The sequence below is a fragment of the Parasphingorhabdus sp. genome (assembly GCF_048269915.1).
Taxonomy (GTDB): domain Bacteria; phylum Pseudomonadota; class Alphaproteobacteria; order Sphingomonadales; family Sphingomonadaceae; genus Parasphingorhabdus.
In genome coordinates, this window is record NZ_JBLWTY010000006.1 from 94,587 (window position 1) to 114,968 (window position 20,382).

A 20,382-nucleotide genomic window follows, 5' to 3' on the forward strand; every position below is an offset into this window, starting at 1 on the left:
AATGCCGGATAATGACGCCCGAGTCTAGTTGGGTAGCGATGGTTTGCCAGGGTCTGGCCATCGAAACCGTCTCTTTGTGGTACAAAAACGCGCACGATTAGGTTGGCCAATCCACTTTTCCGGGCCCTGTCGCTTCTAGCTGCGGCTACGACTTTGTGCCAGATCATTCAGTTTGCGAAATTCCTGACGCCAAAAATCTCCACCATCGCCGCTGAGCAATCCGATATTCTGAAAGTCATAATCGCCGAGATATTCGTCGCCGCGCAGCTTTTGACCAAAGGCGGCAACCGCCACGGCAAAGGCCATGTCGCCGGTCGGATACTTTGCCGATCGCAGCCCTTCCGATGCTATCTGGCGGCGGATCAACCGTGACTTGTCTCCGTCGGGCAATTTGTAGCGCAACTTAACCTGCGCCACCTCGCCGCTCAGGTCCCCCTGGCTGTCGATGGCCCTGTTGGCCGGATAGCGCCGCTCGGGAAGCCAGCCAGCTGCCTTGACCGGCATGATTTCATAAAGCGCGGTCACCTGGTGGCCGGCGCCAATATCTCCCGCGTCAATCCGGTCATTGGTAAAGTCTTCTTCGGCGAGCAGGCGGTTTTCATAGCCGATCAGGCGATATTCTTTAACATGTAGCGGATTAAACTCGACCTGGATTTTGACATCCTTGGCGATGGTGAACAGCGTCGAGCTCAGTTCGGCGCCCAGCACTTTGCGGGCCTCCATAGCGCTGTCAATATAGGCATAATTGCCATTGCCGACATTGGCGATGCCCTCCATCAACTCATCGCGGATATTGCCGCTGCCGTAGCCGAGCATGGTTAGCGTAACGCCGCTTTCGCGCTGTTTCGCGACATATTTTTTGAGCTCATCGGTGTTCGACGTGCCGACGTTGAAGTCGCCATCGGTGGCCATGATGATCCGGTTGATCCCACCTTTGAGGAAATTGTCTCGCGCGGTGGAATAGGCCAGTTTGAGGGCATCGCCGCCTGCGGTAGACCCGCGGGCATATAGGCAATCAACAGCCTCTTTGACATGATCCTTGTTCGAGGTGGGGGCTAGCAGCAGTCCAACGGTCCCGGAGTAAACCACGATCGATACCCGGTCATCGCTGCGCAATTCATTGGCGAGGGCGGTCAGAGTCGATTTGACCAGCGGCAGCTTGTTCTGACTGTTCATCGAGCCGGAAACGTCGATCAGGAAAACCAGATTGGCGCGGGGGCGTTCGCTGGCGGCTACATCATAGCCACGCAGGCCGATGCGCAGCAACCGGCTGGCATCATTCCAGGGGGTAGTCGAAATATCTGTGGTGATGCTGAACGGCGTTTCCCGGTTTTTCGGCCGCGGATAATCATAGCGGAAATAGTTGATCATTTCCTCGGTTCGGACGGCCGCTTGCGGCGGCAATTGTCCATCGTTGAGAAAGCGCCGGACATTGGAATAGCTGCCGGTATCGACGTCGATGGCAAAAGTGGAAACCGGCTCGTCAGCAACCCGTTTGATGCTGGCAACGGCCTTGCCATCATAACGCTCGCGGTCCTGCGTTCCGGGCCGTGGCCTTGGATAGGGATAGGGTGCGATACGGCGTTCGGCCAATACTCCGCTTGCTACCGATTTTGCGGCTGGAGAAGATACCATTGGCGGTGGCGGTGGCGGTGGCGGCGGCGGTGGCGGTGGCGCCGATTGTGTATTTCGGGAACCGGTTACCGTGACATAGGATGCAGCAGAGTTGTTCTCATTGATGCGAGAGAAAATGCTGCAGTTCACCGGATGGGGCGGAGCCGGTCGGGCAATCGATCGCGCATCCACTGACGGTGTCGCCGACGTCAGTGACAATCCGGCTACCGCCAGTACCGCCATGGTTTTTCCCAGAAAATTGATATGCTGCATAGGTTCCTCCCGCTTTCCGACCCGAAGACAAAGCTGCCAGACCCAGCCTGACTGGAAAATGAACGTATGATATAAGGTTACATTTTGGCCGCTTCATGCTCCGTCGCGGCCGGAAATTTTACCACGAACCGCCAGCTATAGCCGCGATATTGCCGGATGAATTCGCTCTGCGTTCCGGTTTCGATGTCCAGTTCTTTCAGAAATGCGCGGAGATGTTTACGCGGTTCGACATGGAATAGCGCCAGCCATTGTTGCAGCAGGTAGCGAAATGGCGCGGGCAGTTCTTCCGACTGGCCGAAATCGACAATATGCAATTCGCCGCCGGGGGCGAGCAGCGTCAGCGCTTGCCGGATCGCGCCCTGCCAGTCCGGAATCATAGACAGGCAGAAGGACAGGAATATCCGGTCGAATGCCCGATGTTCTCTCGGCATGGCCAAGGCCGGGCTTTCCGCATCTCCGTGAAACAGGGCGATCCGGTCCTCGACACCGTGACGCACGAGATTTTTGCGTGCCGCCTTGAGCATTTCGGAACTGATGTCAAAGCCGAAAAAGGAAGCCTCCGGCCAGAATTTTATTGCCTGAATGAGATTGCGGGCCGTGCCACAACCGATTTCCAGAACAGTGCCCCCGGCTGGCGGTTGCAAGGCGCTGATCAGTTCATCACGACCGAGCAGATAATATTTGCGAGTCAAATCATAGATGCCGCTTTGGCTGCGGTAGACATGATCCATCAAGTCGCCGTGCCGCTGGCTGTCGCGTTCGCGCAAAATATCACCCATCAAGCTCATTTCAGTCGATACAGGTGCATAGCGCCGTAAATAGCGGAACGGTCCCTGCGGGTCAGCGCCTGGGATTGCGTTTCGGCATAATCCCACTGGCCGAGCAGTTCATCGGACACGCGTCCGGGCAATAATGTTTCTTCTCCCGCAGTGCGGAACAACACGCGTGCCCCCGGTCTGGCGGTTCGGCTAATTTCGCTCCAAAGACGGTTGAGCTGCTTGTCAGTCATCCAATCCTGCGCGTCGAGCAGGACATAGCGGTCGAGTGAACCGGCGTCCCGACCGGCGAGAAATTCGATGAAATTCTGATGCCGGATATCGAGCCTTTTGCTGCGCTCGCCAAGCCAATCGAAGCTGGCCTGTTCAAGATAGGGCGGTACGGAGCCCGGTTCCGCGCTCTGATAGGCGCGGCCAAAGGCCTGTTGCGCGAAATAATTATCCTTGATCGCAAAATCGCAAGCCAGCTTGCGGGTGCGGTCATGGAGCACGTCCGCCATATGGCGGTCGCCGGCTAGCGCCCGATATTGCGCCGGCGGGATACCAAGGCCGAATAAAGCCATCGGGTTGGAGCACAGGAACCGCAGGAGTTTCTTCCGGAACAGTGGCGCGATTTTCTGTTCAAATAGCGCAATCTGCTCTTCGCGTGTCCGGGCGGTCATCATCACCGACGGTTTCGCTCCTCCAAGCCGCCCGAGAAAATGCACCAGGCCGATAAAATTGCCGAGCAGGCCCTTGCGGTAAAAACCCGTTGCGAAGCCATTGATCCGCCGCCGCCCGAAATGATCGCGCCCGTCCCAATATTTGCGCGAAGCCTCATCCAGATGGGGCTGCAGCTGGTCGTAATAGACCGCCAGATTATCCTTGCTGTTGGCCTGACCGAAAAAACGGTAAAATTCACTATGGTCCGTCAACTGCCGGGCCGCGACCGACTTCAACCGGTTTAACGCGATATGCGCGGCATTGAGATCAACCACTGTGACCTTCGCCGGATTGGCGCGCAGATAGGATAATGCATTGCATCCGCCGCTGGCGATGGTGACAATATGGCTGTTTGGCTGGATATCCAGCGCCTCCATATCGGCAACCGGGTCTTCCCATATCTGGGGATAGACCAGGCCGCGAAACATCAGTGAAAAAGTCCGCTCCAGCAACCCGGCCTTGCTCGCGCGGTTTTGCATTATTGCATCGTTCAATATGGTCGATTGTTTAACGGAACCGGCTTGCGCGCTCATGGAGCCTCCTCAATGGCTTTGATGATTCCGCTAAAATTAGGCTGGTCGGGTGACAGCGACATGACCGGTGAGTGACAAGTTTAAGACGCGGGCGTTGATGCAGCTTTCACCGTAATTTCGTTGAATAGAATATACTCAACTTAACTAATGAATTAAATACAGTAGAATCTGATGAACCCTAGTTTAACAGATGTATGAATTCAGTGAATGGTGAATGAATAGAGCATTCAGAAACTCCGTTCGTCTCTGTTTTTCGGTCATGCTGCCCCATTGTAAGGGAGCCTAATCTCACATCTCTGCGTTTTTTGCTCACCACATTAGGAGAAATGAGATGATCAATAACAATAACGCTTTGATCGGTAATGGCTCGCCGCGCAAAACCGCAGGCCGGCTGTCAATGATAAGCATTGTGGCGATTTCCGTCGGCATGGGGGCTGCGCCCGTCCATGCCCAGGACATGACAGCGCAAGATATGACCGCTTCACCAGCGCCGGTACAGACGCCTCCTGTCGTTTTTTCACCTCCTGCGCCGGCATCACCGCCGATGATGGAAGCGCCCTCGGCAAGCAATCTTCCGCCTGCCAACGCGGACGCAACACCGCCAGTCACTTCCGACCGAGCCGCGGATTTGGCCCGTGAGGGTGGTTTCAATGCCGAAACTGTCGCGCCCGAAGCGCTTGCGCAGATCGAGCGTGAGCAGCGAGAGCGCAAGGCCGCGGCAGAAAAAGCAGCGGCGGCAGCCGTGAAAGCGCAGGTCAAAACATCAAGCGGCGTGACCACGGCCTCGGCGAGCACCGGTGCCGATGCCGAAAACCTCGTGAATAGCGTGAGTTCTTCTCCGGACGCGCCTGATCTTGCCGTCGCCAATGGCGAGCTTTCGCCGTTCCCGGATAGGGAAGCGGCACCGGCAATGGCAGCATCGTCCAAAACATTCCCCGGTGATAGCATGGAAGCTCCTTCCGGTGAGACCGACTGGGGCCTGTTTGCGGCACTGGCCGCGATGCTGGGTATTGGCGGTGCTGGTGCCTTTGCAGTCAGCCGCCGCCGCAAAGGCAACCACCCGCAAGCCGCCGCAAGCAGCAGCAGCAATCCCCTTCCTGCTTCGCTAAATGCGGCGATTATGCCGGAGCTGCGCCGCGAGCCTTTGGATGTTGCGCCGACCCAAGCGCAGCCGAGCGCGCCCCTCTCGACCGTCAAGGCGGATTTTGCCGAATTTGTCGCGAACCTGCCGGCATTCGACGCACCGCTGGGCAAGGCCGACCGCAGCACAAAACTCGGCCAGCGCCGTGTCGCAGCAGCGCCGCGCCCCTATCTGGGCAAGGCCGACCTGTCGCGCAGCGCAGGATATTTCATGGCCAATGTCGACTCCATGCCGACGCCGCAAAACCCCTTCCTCACCCGCCCAAACCGTCTGAAACGCGCGCGCTTCCTCGACGGAAAGCTTGCCAGTACCAGCAGCCCCCTGCGCAATGGCCAGGCCAGACTGAGCGGTAAAATGCAAGTCTCGCGTCCGCTGGAACCGGCTTTTAGCTAGACCGTTTCTCACGGTTGCATGGAAAGGGTGGTCCTGAAAACCGGGGCCGCCCTTTCTTGATTTGGAGCCACGCTGACAATGCGCCAAATGGTTCAAGTGGCGATAGAAGAATATTCTGTCACCATGATTCAATATGGACCAAAATGTGGTTAGCCTTGTTCCCGCGCGACCTCGCGCCAGCCGATATCGCGCCGGCAGAAGCCGCTCTCAAAATCCACCTGGTCGACCGCAGCATAGGCTTTGGCCTGCGCTTCGGTGGCGTTTGATCCCAATGCGGTGACATTCAGCACGCGACCGCCATTGGCGACAAGTTCGCCGTCTACTTCTGCCGTGCCGGCATGGAATATCTTCGCGCCTTCCCGCTCGGCTCTTGCCAGATTCCGGATCTGGCCGCCTTTTTCCGGCGTGCCGGGGTAGCCATTGGCGGCCATCACTACCGTCAGCGCGGTTTCCGGGGCGAAATCCGGGGCGCTGGTCTGGGCGAGGTCGCCCTTGGCGGTCGCCATCATCAGCTTGGCGAGATCGCTTTCCAGCCGCATCACCAGCACCTGGCATTCCGGGTCGCCAAAGCGGGCGTTATATTCAATCAGCTGCGGGCCGGTGTCGGTCAGCATCAGGCCGGCGAACAGGACGCCGCTATAGGGCGTGCCCTCGGCAGCCAATGTATCGACGGTCGGCTGGATGATCTGTTCCATCACCTGCTTTTGCAGGGCGGGGGTGAGGACGGGGGCAGGGCTGTAGGCGCCCATGCCGCCGGTGTTCGGGCCGACATCGCCTTCGCCGACGCGCTTGTGATCCTGGGCCGAACCGAAGGGGACAACATTCTCGCCGTCGGTGATCGCGAAGAAGCTGGCTTCCTCGCCGGTCAGAAATTCCTCGATCACGACCTCGGCGCCGGCTTCGCCAAAGCTGCCGTCGAACATGTCGCGGATCGCGGTTTCGGCTTGTTCGCGGGTTTCGGCGATGATCACGCCCTTTCCGGCGGCCAGGCCATCGGCCTTGATCACGACGGGAATGGAGAAATCGTTCAGCGCGGCCAGCGCGTCGGCGGCGTTGGTGGTGCGGACATAGCCAGCGGTCGGGATGTGGGCGCGGGCGCATAGATCCTTGGTAAAGCCTTTCGAGCCTTCCAGCTGTGCCGCCGCCTTGTCCGGGCCGAAGACCAATATGTCGGCGGCGCGCAGGCTGTTGCCGAGCCCGTCGACCAACGGCGCTTCGGGGCCTACGACGACGAGATCGATGCGCTTGTTCTGGCAGAATTGGACGACCGCATCATGGTCGGCAACGTCGAGCGTGACCAGATCGGCATGCTGCGCGATACCCGGATTGCCGGGGGCGGCGAATAATTTCTCCAGAGAAGGGGATTGCGCCAGCTTCCAGGCCAAGGCATGTTCGCGGCCGCCGGAGCCAATTAACAGGATATTCATGGACGATTCCCTTTCACTAGACGCGAAGCTGTTAGCCGAGAGCGGGCAGGGTGACAACGCCCCGCCGCTCAGCGTTTCGGAAATATCCGGAGCGCTCAAGCGGGTGGTCGAGGATCGCTTCGGCTATGTCCGGATTCGCGGCGAAATTTCAGGCTTCAAGCGCGCCGCATCCGGCCATGTCTATCTGGCGCTGAAGGATGACAAGGCCGTTCTCGACGGGGTGATGTGGAAGGGCAATGCCGGGCGGCTCGCCTTCCGACCGGAAGACGGGATCGAGGTCGTGGTCTCGGGCAAGCTGACCACCTATCCGGGCCGCTCCAAATATCAGGTCGTGATCGACAAGATGGAACTGGCGGGCGAGGGCGCGCTGATGGCTTTGTTCGAGAAGCTCAAGGCCAAGCTGCTTGCCGAAGGCCTGTTCGACCAGGACCGCAAGAAGCCGATCCCGTTCCTGCCGAAAACCATTGGCGTGGTCACATCGCCGACCGGCTCGGTGATCCGCGATATTCTCCATCGGCTGGCGGACCGTTGCCCCAGCCATGTGATCGTCTGGCCGGTGCTGGTGCAGGGCGAAGGTGCGGCGAAACAGATTTCTACCGTCATTCGCGGCTTCTCCGACATGGCGCCGGACGGGCCGGTCGCCCGGCCCGATCTGGTGATCGTTGCGCGCGGTGGCGGGTCGATCGAGGACCTGTGGAGCTTCAACGAGGAGATCGTGGTCCGGGCGGTTGCAGATTGTTCGATCCCGATCATTTCCGCCGTGGGTCACGAGACCGACACGACGCTCTGTGATTTTGCCGCCGACCTGCGCGCGCCAACGCCGACCGCTGCCGCCGAAATGGCGGTACCGGTGCGGGCCGAATGGCTGGCGACCCTGTCGGAAGCCAAGGCGCGGATGGCGCGCAGCGTGCAGCGCGGGCTGACCACGGCGCAGGAACGGCTGGAGGCGCAACGCCGGTTGATGCCTGCGCTGACCGATTTGCTCCGCCCTCATCAGCAGCGGGTGGATGAAATATCCGAACAGATGAAATATCGCATGAGCCAGAATATCGCGCACGCCCGCAGCCGCTTCTCTGCGAGCGCGGGAGCCTTGCGGCCTTCTATATTGAAGCAGCGGCTGGAGCGGTCTCAGGAACGGTTCAATCGGCTCGATTTGCCGACTAGCCTGGTTCAACGACCACTGGACGAGGCACGACAGCGGCTGGACGCGCTGTGGCGGCTGGCCGAGCAGGTGTCTCCGGACGGTCCGCTGAAAAGAGGATATGCGCGCGTGTCCGGCGCAGATGGTAGCCTGATCGCCAATCGCGCCGCCGCGCTGAAAGCGGTCGATCTTGAACTTCATTTTCAGGATGGGTCGATCGGCGCCCATATATCCGAAACCGGATCGGCCAAAAAGTCGTCTAAGAAAAAGTCGTCCCAACCAACGTCGAGTCGCATCAAAAACCAGCCGGATGACAGGCAGCAGGATTTATTCTAGGCGAATTTGCGATATGCAGGGGTTGTCTATGACAATCATGTTCGTAAATCGCAGGTAAAGGCTTGAAGAGGTAAAAGCGTCCAATGTTAATGTCCAATCGCAACAAAGTGGCCAAGCTGCACTATATGCCCAATGGCTTCCGGCCTTTGTCATCCGGCGACCATGTTCTTTGCGCAGTCAGTGGAGAGGTGATTCCACTGGATGAACTGCGCTACTGGAGCGTGGAAAAACAGGAGCCTTATGCCACGGCACAGATTTCGGCGCGCGCGCATCTGCCGGAAAGCGAACAGTGATACACAAGCTAAAGACCATTTTTGCCCTCCTGACTATTTCGACTGCCGCTATTCCAGCCGCAATTGTCTACGCTGAAGCGGATGACACCGCTCCGTCTGCTTTTCGGGAAGCGGTCAAATTTGGTTTTAGCGGCGAAGCGATTCAGGGCGGGGTCATGATCGGTGATGCGCCAGTCGGGACCCGTAGCCTCACCTTTGACGGAAACTCGATTCCGATCGACAAAGATGGCAAGTTCATTATTGCCTTCAACCGCGATGCCGGACAGGCCGCGCAGTTGGTGGCGACATTGGACAATGGTCAAACCGTCAGGAAATTCATCAATGTCGCGCCACGCAGGTGGCAGATTGAGCATGTGAAAATCAATCGCCGCGCACGTACCGCCAGCGAAGCCTTCAAGCAGCGTCGCGCACCCGAGCTAGCGCAAATCAACGCCGCGCGCAGGGTCAGGAGCGACAGCGCTGGCTGGCGTCAGAATTTCGTCTGGCCGGTAAAGGGTCGGATTTCGGGCATGTTCGGCAACCAGCGGATATATAATGGTGATCCCGGCAGCTATCACAGCGGTATCGACATTGCTGCGCCGACCGGCACTTATTATGTCGCACCTGCCGACGGGGTTGTGACGCTGGCTGCATCCAGTCCATTCACGCTGGAAGGCAATTTGCTGATGATCGACCATGGCATGGGGCTCAACAGCGCCTTTCTTCATGGCTCGGAAATTTTGGTAAAACCCGGGCAGGTCGTAAAGCGCGGAGAGCCTATTGGCCGTATCGGCGCAACCGGCAGCGCAACCGGTCCGCATCTTCACTGGTCGATGAAATGGAATCAGGCGAGAATTGACCCGATTTTGCTGACCGGGCCGATGGATTAGTTGGCGATTTCGTCGCAGTTTACTGTACGATCCGTTTGACCTTGAATCCACGGCCATCATTCACCTTGGCCAGAAAACTCCCCAGTGCCGCCCGTTCAATAGTGATCGTATCGCCGGCCTTCGGGCGCCGCATGGTGCTGCGCGGTGGTTCGGTCTGCTGCCAAACAGCCCCGTCTTCCAGGTGGATTAGCCATTTGCCACTGCGAATCGTGCGCGCAGACTGGATGATTCCTTCTATTTGTTCAATCTGATCGCCTTCATCGCCATCACCATCGAACAGCTTGATGCGCGGGAGCGCAAGTCCGAACAAGCCTCGTCGGGCCTCGCGAACTTGCTCGCGATCTGCAATAACAACCTGGTTGGTCGATTGGGCCGTCTGCAGGGCAGCAACTTTTTCATCATAGCAAGCCAGGCGGGCTGTCGGTTCGGCAATATCCCTGCAAGCCACCATGTCCGTATAGATCGTCGGTGGCGCGGTTAAAGCCTTCCTGCGGTCCAGTTCCTGCGCCATTGCAGGGCTGTCGAGGCTAGCCGTCACAGTAACGGCCGCTGAAAGCATGCTTGCGAAGTACCATTTAGAACTAGCCATGTCCGATTTTCCTATCCTTCGATTTTCTGATTTCTGTGACATAAGCAATGATGACAACAGTGGCAATTCATTGTTCGCCGACCAATATCGCGGCTCTCCGTGCAGCGAAGCAAGGGGCAGTAGCCAGCCTGAATGCTATTGTTTCAGGCGCTTTGAACACTGTGACAAAATAGTTACATTCTCTACAAAAACCGCGCGCTTCCCTGAACAGAAGCTTTACAGGTCACAAGCCTTGTTGCAATTGACTGCTAACTCGGTGGTCAAATCCGTGCGTTTGGGGCGTGCAGATTGCCATCGGTCAACAACCGGGGCTTGGCCATAATGGCTAGCCTCTCCAGAATAAGGGACTGGATTACATGAGAAAATTTTCAAACCTTAAGGCATCTGCTGCGCCAATGGTGCTCGGACTCGCTATGGTTTCTTCTCCTGCTTTCGCGCAGGATCAGGACGTGCAAGACGCTGACGCAGCTGAAGAAAGCGTCATCGTCGTAACGGGTTCGCGCATCAGCAACCCTAACCTGGAGCTTTCCAGCCCGGTTGGTGTTGTGACCTCCGAAGAACTGGAGCTGCGTCAGACCAACACCGCTGAACAGTTCCTGCGCGAACTGCCATCGGCAATTCCATCAACCGGTTCTGCAGTGAACAACGGTAACGGCGGTTCTTCCTTCGTTAACCTTCGCGGCATCGGTTCGCAGCGCAATCTGGTTCTGCTCGACGGACGTCGCTTCGTTCCTGCTGACACAACCGGTCGTGTTGACCTTAACAGCATTCCGCTGGCGGTTATCGAGCGTACCGACGTTCTGACCGGTGGTGCAACGACTACTTATGGTGCGGACGCAATTTCCGGTGTTGTCAACTTCATCACCAAGCGTGACTTTGCTGGCGTTGAAATGAATGTTTCCGAGCAGATCACTGAAGAAGGCGACGGAAACGTATTCCGTACCGATCTTACCATTGGTGCCAATTTTGATGATGGCCGCGGTAATGTCGTTCTGAGCGTTGGCTACCAGGACCAGGACGCTGTTTACCAGGGTGACCGTTCATTCGGTGAGTTCAACATCAGCTCCTACACCGGTGAAGCTGGTGGTTCTTCGAACGCCATTCCTGCTGTGATCGTTGGCCCCATTCCGGGTGGCTTTGGTCAGATCGCTCCCGACGGCCAGACCGTTTTGAGCGGCGTGTTCGATCGTCCGTTTAACTTCAACCCTTTCAACATTTTCCAGACTCCATTCGAACGGTTCAACATTTTTGGTTCCGGTCGCTATGAAATCAATGAAAATGTCGAGCTTTACTCGCAGGCTGCTTTCTCGAAGCAGACGGTTGAAACGATCATCGCTCCCGGTGGCTCGTTCTTCAACAACTACAACATCAACCTGAACAACCCGACCATTCCGATTGGCATTGCCAACCAGTTCTGTGCGGGTCTCGGTTTGACGGCCGCTGAGTGTACCGCTGGCATCAACACGCCATTCGGTCCAACTCTGGCTGACGGCAGCCCGAACCCTGATTTCGTGAACATCAACACGCAGGTTCGTCGTCGTACGATCGAAGCTGGTACGCGTAACTCTTCCTACACTTCGACCCTGTTCAACATGGTCGTGGGTGCGCGTGGCGCGATCACCGACAACATCAACTATGATGTTTCGGCTACCTATGGTGAAAGCGAGCGTATCCAGACCCAGACCGGTTTTGCCCGTCGTTCGCGTCTGGACGATGCACTCTATGCCCTGCCAGACGGAACCTGTATTTCCGGCAACGAAGGCTGCGCACCGATCAATCTTTTCGGCCTCGAAGGTGATCTTGGTTCGCAAGACGCGATCGATTATGTGTTCAACCTGACGCAACAGGTTATCACCAAGACTTCGATCGCTACGGTAAACGGATCGGTAACCGGCGACCTTGGTTTCGGTCTTGCTGAGACCCCGGTTCAATTCGCTGTTGGTGGTGAATATCGGAAATTTACCGCTACACGTGTTTCCGATGATGCGTCGAAAACACCGGGTGCAGTTGTGGGTGCCGGTGGTGCCGCTCCGGACATTTTCGGTAGCTATGATGTCTATGACGCATTTGGCGAACTGAGCATTCCGGTATTTGAAGGGGAATCTTTTGCAGAAAGCCTCACCATTGATCTCGGTGCCCGTTATTCCGATTACTCCACCGCGGGTACGGAATTCACCTGGAAAGCTGGCGGTGCTTGGGAAGTTATTCCTGGCCTGACCTTCCGTGGTAACTATCAGCGTTCGTCGCGTGCACCGAATATCGGTGAGCTGTTTGCACCGGTTTCGACTGGATTGAGCAACTTGGGTAGTGACCCTTGTGCGGGTGCTGCGCCGACCGGCGGATTGCTTGAGGCTTGTATCCTGCAAGTTGGTGCAGGAACCGCAGGTGCTGCAGCGATCGCAGCGGGTACGTTGCTCCAGCCTGCTGCAGGCCAGATCAATGTCACCACAGGTGGCAACCCAGATCTGGGCACTGAAACCGCCAAAACCTGGACGGTTGGCGTAGCCTTCCAGCCAGATGCCGTTCCTGGACTGGCCCTGACTGTTGATTATTTCAACATCAAGGTCACCGAAGCTGTGTCGGCGCCAACTGTGAGCGATGCTATGGATGCTTGTTTCCTTGCTCCATCGGCAAGCAACCCTTTCTGTAGCATGGAATACATTTCGCGTAATCCGGCAACAGGTGGTCTCGACGGTGATCCGTCAACAACCAAAGGCTTGATCCTGCAACAAAGCAACCTTGGTCGTATCGCTACGGATGGTATTGATGCCACCCTGCGGTATAGCACGGACATCAATGACATGATCGGTCTGAGCCTTTCATTCGATGGTACCTGGACGAACAAAAATACGTTCCAGGCAACTTCTATCGCTGACAACCGCGATTGCGTTGGCTTCTATTCCGTTAACTGTGGTTCGCCTCAGTCGGAATTCGCCTTCTCCCAGCGTACGTCTGTGACATTTGACGAAGACTATACATTGTCATTGCGCTGGCGCTATCTGAGCGGAATCGAGTATGAGCCTTCTGTGTATGCAGCAGAGGTTGCTGCTGCCGCTGAGGCTAATGCGGCTGATCCGACGGATTGTCCCGATTTCCTCGGTGCCGACCCTGACGGCTGTATTGTGAATCCTGAATTCACGACCATCCCAGCTGAACATTATTTCGATCTGTCATTCCAGTGGGATATCAGTGAAAACGTATTGTTCACACTGACGGCGCAGAACTTGTTGAACAACAAACCGAAACTGGTTGGTTCGGATATTGGTTCGACATCGTTCAACTCCGGTAACGTATATCCATCGTCTTATGATGCTCTGGGTCGTCGTTATGGCGCGAGCGTGAAATTCACTTTCTAATCCCGGCGATTAGATTCGAAATGAAGAGGGCGGGCCATTTGGTCCGCCCTTTTTCTTTGGGCTGTTGAGTCTTTGCCAGTTTCATGTTAGATTTGCTGCATCTGCTAACATGGGGTTTCAGATGATATTCAAATTTGCTCCATGCATTTTTGTGTTCCCGGTAGCAGTATTGGGTGCTTCGCCACTATCCGCTATGGTGCAGCAGCGGCATCCCGAAGAAAAAGAAATTCAACAGGCTCCAGCGAGCTACATTACTGTGAAGGAGCTTTTCGGAGAGCAATCGGCGACGTTGGAGCAGTCTAGTTCGTCGAGAGATGTTACTGATCGACGAGATTTCGAATATGTATGGTGTCCGCTTGAGCCTGTAGTTCATTCAATTTAACAGTTTAATTAAGAAAAGTTTGGAATAATTATGAGAATTTTCGTTCAAACCCTGATATTCGGAGCGCTCGCCGCGACCTCTTTTGCTAGCCCTTCGGCTCTGGCCTCCGATGGAGACAAGGCCGAAGAACAGACGAAGAAACCGAAAAAAATCACTGACCGCCGCCATCCGGACTATGTCCGTTGCCGGAGTGAGCCGATCATCGGATCGCTTGCGCGTAAACGCCGCGTTTGCATGACCAACGCCAAATGGAAAGAATATGTGAAGGTAGGTGCACGGGATTCTAGGCAGTTTGTAGAAGACATGCAGGTGGGCGAAAACACCAGCAACTGATAAAATTCGATAGGTTGTAGTTTTGCGCCGTCAGCCGAATAGTCGGCAATCCAGATTCATCGGGATTTGCTGGCTATCGGCAACGGCCTTGGCCCATTGGGTCACCATCTCGATTTCCGCGCCGTGCAGGGCGGCCATCTCTCTTTGCTCCGACTGGCGCGCCTTGGCATCGAAAGCCGCTCCTGGTTTGGCCTGGTCAAGCTTGGAGTGGCTGTTGAAAGCCGGTCCCTCGAGGGTTGCCGAGATTTCTTCCCCGCCCATGCCGAGATCGTAAAAACGGTTGAGCGCCTCGAGCGTATTTCTCTGACTGGCGAGAAAGCTGTCGCTGTCGAGCAGCCGCACGCGGTCGGAACCGATCGTCTCGATAATTTTGGCAAAGGCTGCATGCTGGGACAGCCACCCGATCGCGGCGACCTGCAGGTCGGTTAGCTGCAACAGCTCTTCCTGAGAAAAACCGCCGATGGCATAGCCGTCCTTCAGCGTGTCGATGAGCACGTCGCGGACCCAGATACGGCCCCACATTTCCTTTTTGGCAATGGATGTTAAGAAAGATTCCAGCGGCGCGTATAGCAGCAGAGCCTTGGCGTCGGGACGCAGTCGCAGCGCCGGAATGGCCAGTGGCGTGCAGATATTGGATGGCTTGACGATCACCGCCCGATCCCTGCCCATGGGCCGCTCGAGAAGCTTCAGGGACTGGTCCAGTACGGCGGTCAGTTTCCGGTTGTCGGCACCCCGCCGCCGCCATCCGATCATGTCATTGAGCAGGACCGGCTCCTTCAGGCCCATAGAGACACCCGGAATGTCAAAGGCTCGCGCCAGCATCGTCGAGCAGCAATAGGCGGAATGGAAAATGAAATGGACGGGCGCGGTTGGCATGGACATTTGCGCCACATCCGCCCGGCTGATCAGATCATAATTGTCCACGTTCGGAAGATGCTGGTCGGTGATAAAAGTGCACTTGCGGTGCACTTCGCGCGGCACATGGACAAAGCGGAAACCATCGGCGACCTCGTCGTAACGATGCGCCAGATAATCGGCATCGCCGATGATTTCGGCTTGTCGTGCGGTCAAACTCATCAGGGCTATCTGCCCGTCGAAAGCATGATGCGCAAGACTAAGCTGCGCTCACGGGTTCCATCTTCAACGCGCCGTCGCCTTCGTCAATCTTCACCGTGCTGCCATCCGGCACTTCGCCGCGCAGGATCAGGTCAGCAAGCGGATCCTGGAGATATTTCTGGATCGCCCGCTTGAGCGGTCTTGCGCCGTAGACCGGATCATAGCCGACCCGTCCCAGCCAGCGCCGGGCCGCATCGGTCAGGTCCAGTTCGATCTTGCGGTCCTTGAGCAATTTTTGCACCCGCAGGACCTGGATATCGACAATCGGTGCCATATGTTCCTCGGCAAGCCGGTGGAACAGGATGATTTCATCCAGACGGTTGAGGAACTCGGGCCGGAAATGGGCGCGGACGACTTCCATCACCTGCGGCTCGACATCCTTGACCGTCTCGCCATCCTTGAGGTTCGCCATATACTGGCTGCCCAGATTGGAGGTCAGGATGATCAATGTATTGGAGAAATCCACCACGCGGCCCTGACCGTCGGTCAGACGACCGTCGTCGAGCACCTGCAGCAGCACGTTGAACACGTCGCCATGCGCCTTTTCGACTTCGTCGAACAGGATGACCTGATAGGGGCGCCTGCGTACCGCTTCGGTCAATACGCCGCCTTCATCATAGCCGACGTAGCCCGGAGGCGCGCCGATCAGGCGCGACACACTGTGTTTTTCCATAAATTCGGACATGTCGATGCGAACCATCGCCTGATCATCGTCGAATAGAAATTCGGCTAGCGCCTTGGTCAGCTCGGTTTTGCCGACGCCGGTGGGGCCGAGGAACAGGAAGCTGCCCAGCGGCCGGTTCGGATCCTGCAAACCGGCACGGCTCCGGCGGACCGCAGCGGACACTGCGTCAATTGCGTCTTTCTGTCCGATCACGCGCTCACCGATCAAGTCTTCCATGGCGAGCAATTTCTCGCGTTCCCCTTCGAGCATCTTGTCGACTGGGATGCCGGTCCATTTGGAAACCACGGCAGCAATATCTTCGGAGGTAACTTCCTCGCGCAGCATCGCGCCCTCGGTATCGCCGGCGGCTTCTTCGAGTGCTTTCACCAGATTGGGGATCGTGCCGTAGCTCAGTTCGCCGGCCTTGGCGAGATCGCCAGCCCGTTCGGCCTGTTCCAGTTCGAGCCGGGCATGATCCAGCTGTTCCTTGAGGTTGGATTCCGCATGGATCTTGTCTTTTTCGCCCTGCCAGCGGGTGGTCAGTTCGGCGCTATGCTGCTCCAGTTCGGCAAGTTCCTTTTCCAGCGTTTCGAGACGGCCCCTTGACGCTTCATCGCTTTCCTTGGACAGGGCCTCGCGTTCGATCTTGAGCTGGATGATCCGCCGGTCGAGCGTTTCAATTTCTTCCGGCTTGGACTCCACTTCCATACGGATGCGCGAAGCGGCCTCGTCCATCAGGTCAATGGCTTTGTCGGGCAGGAAGCGATCAGGAATATAGCGATTGGAAAGCGTAGCAGCGCTGACAATAGCGCCGTCGGTGATCCGCACGCCATGGTGCAGTTCGTATTTTTCTTTCAATCCGCGCAGAATCGAAACCGTATCTTCCACCGTCGGTTCGCCAATGAACACGGGCTGGAACCGGCGCTGCAGAGCAGCGTCTTTCTCGACATATTTCTGATATTCTTTGAGCGTGGTGGCGCCGATACAATGGAGCTCGCCGCGTGCCAGCGCAGGCTTGAGCAGGTTGGATGCGTCCATCGAGCCCTCCGAAGCGCCAGCCCCGACGAGCGTATGCATTTCGTCGATGAACAGGATGATCTCGCCTTCGGCACCCCGTACTTCGTCAAGCACGCCTTTCAGCCGTTCCTCAAACTCACCGCGATATTTCGCTCCGGCAATCAGCGCGCCCATGTCGAGCGCCATCAACCGGCGGTCTTTCAGACTATCGGGCACATCACCATTGGCGATGCGCAAGGCCATGCCTTCGGCGATGGCGGTCTTGCCGACACCGGGTTCACCGATCAGCACGGGGTTGTTCTTGGTCCGGCGCGCCAATATCTGGATCGTGCGACGGATTTCCTCGTCGCGGCCGATCACCGGATCAAGCTTGCCGTCGCGCGCGGACTGGGTCAGGTCAGTGGTATATTTCTCCATCGCTTCGTAGCGATCTTCGGCCGAGGCGGTGTCTGCGGTTTTCCCTCCGCGCAATTCGTTGATCGCGCTGTTCAGCGCATCGGCGGTCACGCCAGCCGCTGCAAAAGCCTTGCCTGCCGCCGTATCCTTGGACAGCACCAGCGCGAGCAGGAGCCGTTCTACGGTGACATAGCTGTCTCCGGCCTTTTCGGCGATCTGTTCGGCCTGATCGAGCACGCGCACCGCGTCATTGTTCAACCCAGGAGTTTGCTGTGCTCCGCTGCCAGAAACTGCGGCAATCTTGCCGAGCGCAGCGTCAATGTCCTGATGGGCTTGCTTGGCATCGCCGCCGGCCTTGGTGATCAATCCGGCAGCCATGCCCTGATCATCCTCGAGCAGCGCCTTGGCAAGGTGGGCAGCCGTGATCTGCTGATGACTCATCCGGATGGCAACGGTCTGTGCGGATTGCAAAAAGCCTTTGGCCCGGTCGGTGAATTTCTCAAGGTTCATAGGTTCGTCCTGTTCAATCTCAATAACTTAATCGCAATATGGTGTTGCAAACGTGCAACACAACCGCATTGAGCACTTTTTCCTCGGATTTTATATGGTAAGCGCTTGCAAGAGTAAAAGTATAGGCAGTCTATGTTGCGTTCCGGGAGGGAAAAATACGTGAAAACACTTAAGCGGCTCGGCATCGGATTGCTGATCACTCTGGTCCTGACGGCTGTTGGCCTTGCCATATGGGAGCCGTTGAGCATCGAAGAAGCCGCCGCTCCCACGAAACAGGCCTATGAAGCCCGTATCGTCCGTGATGAATTTGGTGTGCCGCATATTTTTGGCAAGACTGACGCAGATGTCGCTTATGGTGTGGCCTATGCCCATGCCGAAGACGATTTTTCGACGCTGCAGGAAGTGACTGCGATGACGCGGGGGCGAATGGCCACGCTCAATGGTACGGAAAGCGCACCAATCGACTATATTGCCGCTTTGCTAGACGTGCGCGGAACCGTGACACGCAAATATGATGATCTCCCGCAGGACGTCCGTTCCCTGCTCGACGGCTATGCGTCAGGGCTCAACGCCTATGCCGGTGAGCATCCTGAAGAGATCAAGCTAACCAAATTATTCCCGGTCAATGGCCAGGATATTGCCGCCGGGTTTGTGTTGCGCTCGCCATTTTTCTTCGGCTTGAACAATCCGATCGAAGCGCTGGTCGAGAACAGGGATTTGCCGCGCGAAGGCGGTCCGCGGCTGTCCGATGAGCGGGCAAAAAAATCCATCCATCCGCTCAGCCCGGAAAAAATAATCGATGGCCAGTCCGTCACGCCGGTCGGTCCCGATCCGGACGAAAATGGCTCCAATGCCTACGCCATTGCACCGGAACTGTCGCCAGAGGGCAAGACGCGCCTGATCTCCAACTCACACCAGCCTTTGCGCGGCAATGTTGCCTGGTACGAGCTGGTCGTGCACAGCGACGAGGGCTGGGATTTTGCCGGAGCCAATTTCCCGGGATCGCCTTTTCCGTTTCTCGGGCATAATAAATATCTCGGCTGGACCAACACCGTCAATCGCCCCGATCTGATCGACATCTACAAGCTCACGCTGAACGAAACGAAAGACGCGTATCGCTTTGACGGCGAATGGAAGCCGCTCGAAAAGAAGCGCGTCTGGCTCAAAATCAAATTTGGTCCCTTTGTCATTCCTTATCCGCAGGTCGCTTATCGCTCCATTCATGGCCCGGTGATCATGAACGACAGCGGTGCCTATGCGCTCCGCTATGCCGGTATCGACGAGCTCGACATGCTGACCCAATATTACCGGATCAACAAGGCGTCCAATTTCGACGAATGGCAGGCGGCGATGGCAGGGCAGGGCGTTCCCGCGACCAATTTCATCTATGCCGATGCCCAGGGCAATATCGGGCTCTATTATAACGCAATGTTCCCTGACCGGCCCGAGGGTTATGACTGGCGCTCGCTACTGCCCGGAAATAGTCCGAAGGCCTTGTGGCAAAAAACCTTGCCGTTCACGCGCGTGCCCGCCTTGGTCAACCCGGCATCGGGCTATGTCATGAACGCCAATAATACCCCCTATGTAGCTGCCGGACCGGGAGACGAATTGAACCCGGACAATTTCTCACCCCTGCTGGGCGTTGAGAATGACCAGACCAACCGCTCGCGCCGGTCTATAGCGTTACTGGAAAAGGCTATTGCCGATGGCAAGTTGACCGATGGGGAATTGTGGAAAATAAAATATGATACGGGCTACGAAAAGGCGGGCTATGCCAAGGACTGGCTGGACAGGATTGCCGCGCTCAACCTGAAGGACAGCGCGAAACTGCTCAAGGCGCAGCAATTGCTGGCCCAGTGGGACTGGAATCTCGATGGCAAGGGCGCTGCCGATGCGCTCGCGCTGATGGTCCTGCGTCCAGCTAACAAGGCCCATTATAACCGCGGCAAAACGCCCGACCCAAAACAGATATTGACCGAAACGGTTGACCATCTGACGCAATATTTCGGCAGGATTGATCCGCCGATGCTGGAGGTGCTGCGGATGCGGCAGGGTGACGTGGATCTGCCGGTTGATGGCGGCAATGACACGATCCGCGCGTCGACCCTGTGGGATGTCGATGAGGACGGGCGGCTATCGGTGCGCCACGGCGACAGTTTCATCATGTTCATGGAATGGGCGAAGGACGGCAAGGTCCACTCGCGTTCGATCCAGCCCTTCGGCGCTGCCACCACGCGACCGGACTCGCCGCATTATACCGACCAGATGCAGCTGTTTGTCGACAAGAAGCTGAAGCCGGTGTGGTTTGATCCCAGAGATCTGCAGAAGCACAAGACGAGTGAAAAAGTGGTTGGATCGGTTAGACGCACAACAGAATGATAAGGTTTTTCATATCTGCTAAGCACAGGTGGTTTTAAGGGATATTCACGACACTTGAATCATTTGAGAGAAGATCAACTGCTGGATGAGAAATAGAGATCATGGATATATCTTGGTATCGAGAAAAAGTCGGAGACCCCGG

At 56.8% G+C, this 20,382-nt stretch carries 14 protein-coding genes; 7 read left to right on the forward strand and 7 right to left on the reverse strand.

What is annotated here, in order from left to right; all coding sequences use genetic code 11:
• Positions 1-135 precede the first annotated feature (135 nt).
• From ACN0WX_RS13260 to ACN0WX_RS13270, 3 genes are all read right to left on the reverse strand, one after another.
• Positions 136-1,887: a vWA domain-containing protein gene (locus tag ACN0WX_RS13260; protein WP_417622814.1), complete on the reverse strand. Its 1,752-nt coding sequence runs from the start codon at positions 1,885-1,887 to the stop codon at positions 136-138.
• A 77-nt stretch (positions 1,888-1,964) separates the two neighbouring features.
• The gene (locus ACN0WX_RS13265; protein WP_417622815.1) at positions 1,965-2,666 is read right to left on the reverse strand and encodes a class I SAM-dependent methyltransferase; all 702 of its coding nucleotides are present in this window, start codon (positions 2,664-2,666) and stop codon (positions 1,965-1,967) included.
• Between the two features lie 5 nt (positions 2,667-2,671).
• Positions 2,672-3,898: a DUF3419 family protein gene (locus ACN0WX_RS13270; protein ID WP_417622816.1), complete on the reverse strand. Its 1,227-nt coding sequence runs from the start codon at positions 3,896-3,898 to the stop codon at positions 2,672-2,674.
• A gap of 331 nt (positions 3,899-4,229) precedes the next feature.
• Between ACN0WX_RS13270 and ACN0WX_RS13275 the strand changes: the two genes are divergently transcribed.
• On the forward strand, positions 4,230-5,432 hold the full coding sequence (locus tag ACN0WX_RS13275; RefSeq protein ID WP_417622817.1) for a hypothetical protein: 1,203 nt from the start codon (positions 4,230-4,232) through the stop codon (positions 5,430-5,432).
• A 149-nt stretch (positions 5,433-5,581) separates the two neighbouring features.
• Here ACN0WX_RS13275 and purD read toward each other — a convergent pair whose 3' ends face one another.
• Entirely contained in the window at positions 5,582-6,859 is a 1,278-nt protein-coding gene (purD, locus tag ACN0WX_RS13280) for a phosphoribosylamine--glycine ligase (RefSeq protein WP_417622818.1), read from the reverse strand.
• Here purD and xseA point away from each other — a divergent pair.
• The 3 genes from xseA (at position 6,858) to ACN0WX_RS13295 (ending at position 9,498) form a co-directional block, all read left to right on the forward strand.
• Positions 6,858-8,336 carry an exodeoxyribonuclease VII large subunit gene (gene xseA, locus ACN0WX_RS13285; RefSeq protein ID WP_417622819.1) on the forward strand — a complete coding sequence of 493 codons (1,479 nt, stop codon included), beginning with the start codon at positions 6,858-6,860 and terminating at the stop codon, positions 8,334-8,336. The genes purD and xseA overlap by 2 nt on opposite strands.
• Before the next feature lie 83 nt (positions 8,337-8,419).
• Positions 8,420-8,629 (forward strand): DUF2093 domain-containing protein, encoded by a 210-nt coding sequence (locus ACN0WX_RS13290; protein ID WP_417622820.1) that lies wholly within the window; start codon positions 8,420-8,422, stop codon positions 8,627-8,629.
• Positions 8,626-9,498: a M23 family metallopeptidase gene (locus ACN0WX_RS13295; RefSeq protein WP_417622821.1), complete on the forward strand. Its 873-nt coding sequence runs from the start codon at positions 8,626-8,628 to the stop codon at positions 9,496-9,498. Before ACN0WX_RS13290 ends, ACN0WX_RS13295 begins: the two co-directional genes overlap by 4 nt.
• Before the next feature lie 19 nt (positions 9,499-9,517).
• Here ACN0WX_RS13295 and ACN0WX_RS13300 read toward each other — a convergent pair whose 3' ends face one another.
• Positions 9,518-10,087: a hypothetical protein gene (locus tag ACN0WX_RS13300; RefSeq protein WP_417622822.1), complete on the reverse strand. Its 570-nt coding sequence runs from the start codon at positions 10,085-10,087 to the stop codon at positions 9,518-9,520.
• 356 nt (positions 10,088-10,443) lie between these two features.
• Here ACN0WX_RS13300 and ACN0WX_RS13305 point away from each other — a divergent pair, with 356 nt between their 5' ends.
• Positions 10,444-13,443: a TonB-dependent receptor domain-containing protein gene (locus tag ACN0WX_RS13305; protein WP_417622823.1), complete on the forward strand. Its 3,000-nt coding sequence runs from the start codon at positions 10,444-10,446 to the stop codon at positions 13,441-13,443.
• A 412-nt stretch (positions 13,444-13,855) separates the two neighbouring features.
• Positions 13,856-14,158 carry a hypothetical protein gene (locus tag ACN0WX_RS13310; RefSeq protein WP_417622824.1) on the forward strand — a complete coding sequence of 101 codons (303 nt, stop codon included), beginning with the start codon at positions 13,856-13,858 and terminating at the stop codon, positions 14,156-14,158.
• A gap of 30 nt (positions 14,159-14,188) precedes the next feature.
• On the opposite strand, the gene ACN0WX_RS13315 is transcribed toward ACN0WX_RS13310, so the two are convergent.
• Together ACN0WX_RS13315 and clpB are read right to left on the reverse strand one after the other, a co-directional pair.
• Positions 14,189-15,235 carry a hypothetical protein gene (locus tag ACN0WX_RS13315; RefSeq protein ID WP_417622825.1) on the reverse strand — a complete coding sequence of 349 codons (1,047 nt, stop codon included), beginning with the start codon at positions 15,233-15,235 and terminating at the stop codon, positions 14,189-14,191.
• A 37-nt stretch (positions 15,236-15,272) separates the two neighbouring features.
• The gene (gene clpB, locus ACN0WX_RS13320; RefSeq protein WP_417622826.1) at positions 15,273-17,861 is read right to left on the reverse strand and encodes an ATP-dependent chaperone ClpB; all 2,589 of its coding nucleotides are present in this window, start codon (positions 17,859-17,861) and stop codon (positions 15,273-15,275) included.
• Between the two features lie 159 nt (positions 17,862-18,020).
• On the opposite strand from clpB, the gene ACN0WX_RS13325 reads away from it, so the two are divergent.
• The gene (locus ACN0WX_RS13325) at positions 18,021-20,240 is read left to right on the forward strand and encodes an acylase (protein ID WP_417622827.1); all 2,220 of its coding nucleotides are present in this window, start codon (positions 18,021-18,023) and stop codon (positions 20,238-20,240) included.
• The last annotated feature ends 142 nt before the right edge of the window (positions 20,241-20,382 follow it).

Coding starts and splice junctions, on each gene's coding strand:
- ACN0WX_RS13260 (WP_417622814.1), bottom strand. CDS start 1,887: ATGCAGCATATCAATTTTCTGGGAAAAACCATGGCGGTACTGGCGGTA.
- ACN0WX_RS13265 (WP_417622815.1), bottom strand. CDS start 2,666: ATGGGTGATATTTTGCGCGAACGCGACAGCCAGCGGCACGGCGACTTG.
- ACN0WX_RS13270 (WP_417622816.1), bottom strand. CDS start 3,898: ATGAGCGCGCAAGCCGGTTCCGTTAAACAATCGACCATATTGAACGAT.
- ACN0WX_RS13275 (WP_417622817.1), top strand. CDS start 4,230: ATGATCAATAACAATAACGCTTTGATCGGTAATGGCTCGCCGCGCAAA.
- xseA (WP_417622819.1), top strand. CDS start 6,858: ATGGACGATTCCCTTTCACTAGACGCGAAGCTGTTAGCCGAGAGCGGG.
- purD (WP_417622818.1), bottom strand. CDS start 6,859: ATGAATATCCTGTTAATTGGCTCCGGCGGCCGCGAACATGCCTTGGCC.
- ACN0WX_RS13290 (WP_417622820.1), top strand. CDS start 8,420: ATGTTAATGTCCAATCGCAACAAAGTGGCCAAGCTGCACTATATGCCC.
- ACN0WX_RS13300 (WP_417622822.1), bottom strand. CDS start 10,087: ATGGCTAGTTCTAAATGGTACTTCGCAAGCATGCTTTCAGCGGCCGTT.
- ACN0WX_RS13305 (WP_417622823.1), top strand. CDS start 10,444: ATGAGAAAATTTTCAAACCTTAAGGCATCTGCTGCGCCAATGGTGCTC.
- ACN0WX_RS13310 (WP_417622824.1), top strand. CDS start 13,856: ATGAGAATTTTCGTTCAAACCCTGATATTCGGAGCGCTCGCCGCGACC.
- ACN0WX_RS13315 (WP_417622825.1), bottom strand. CDS start 15,235: ATGAGTTTGACCGCACGACAAGCCGAAATCATCGGCGATGCCGATTAT.
- clpB (WP_417622826.1), bottom strand. CDS start 17,861: ATGAACCTTGAGAAATTCACCGACCGGGCCAAAGGCTTTTTGCAATCC.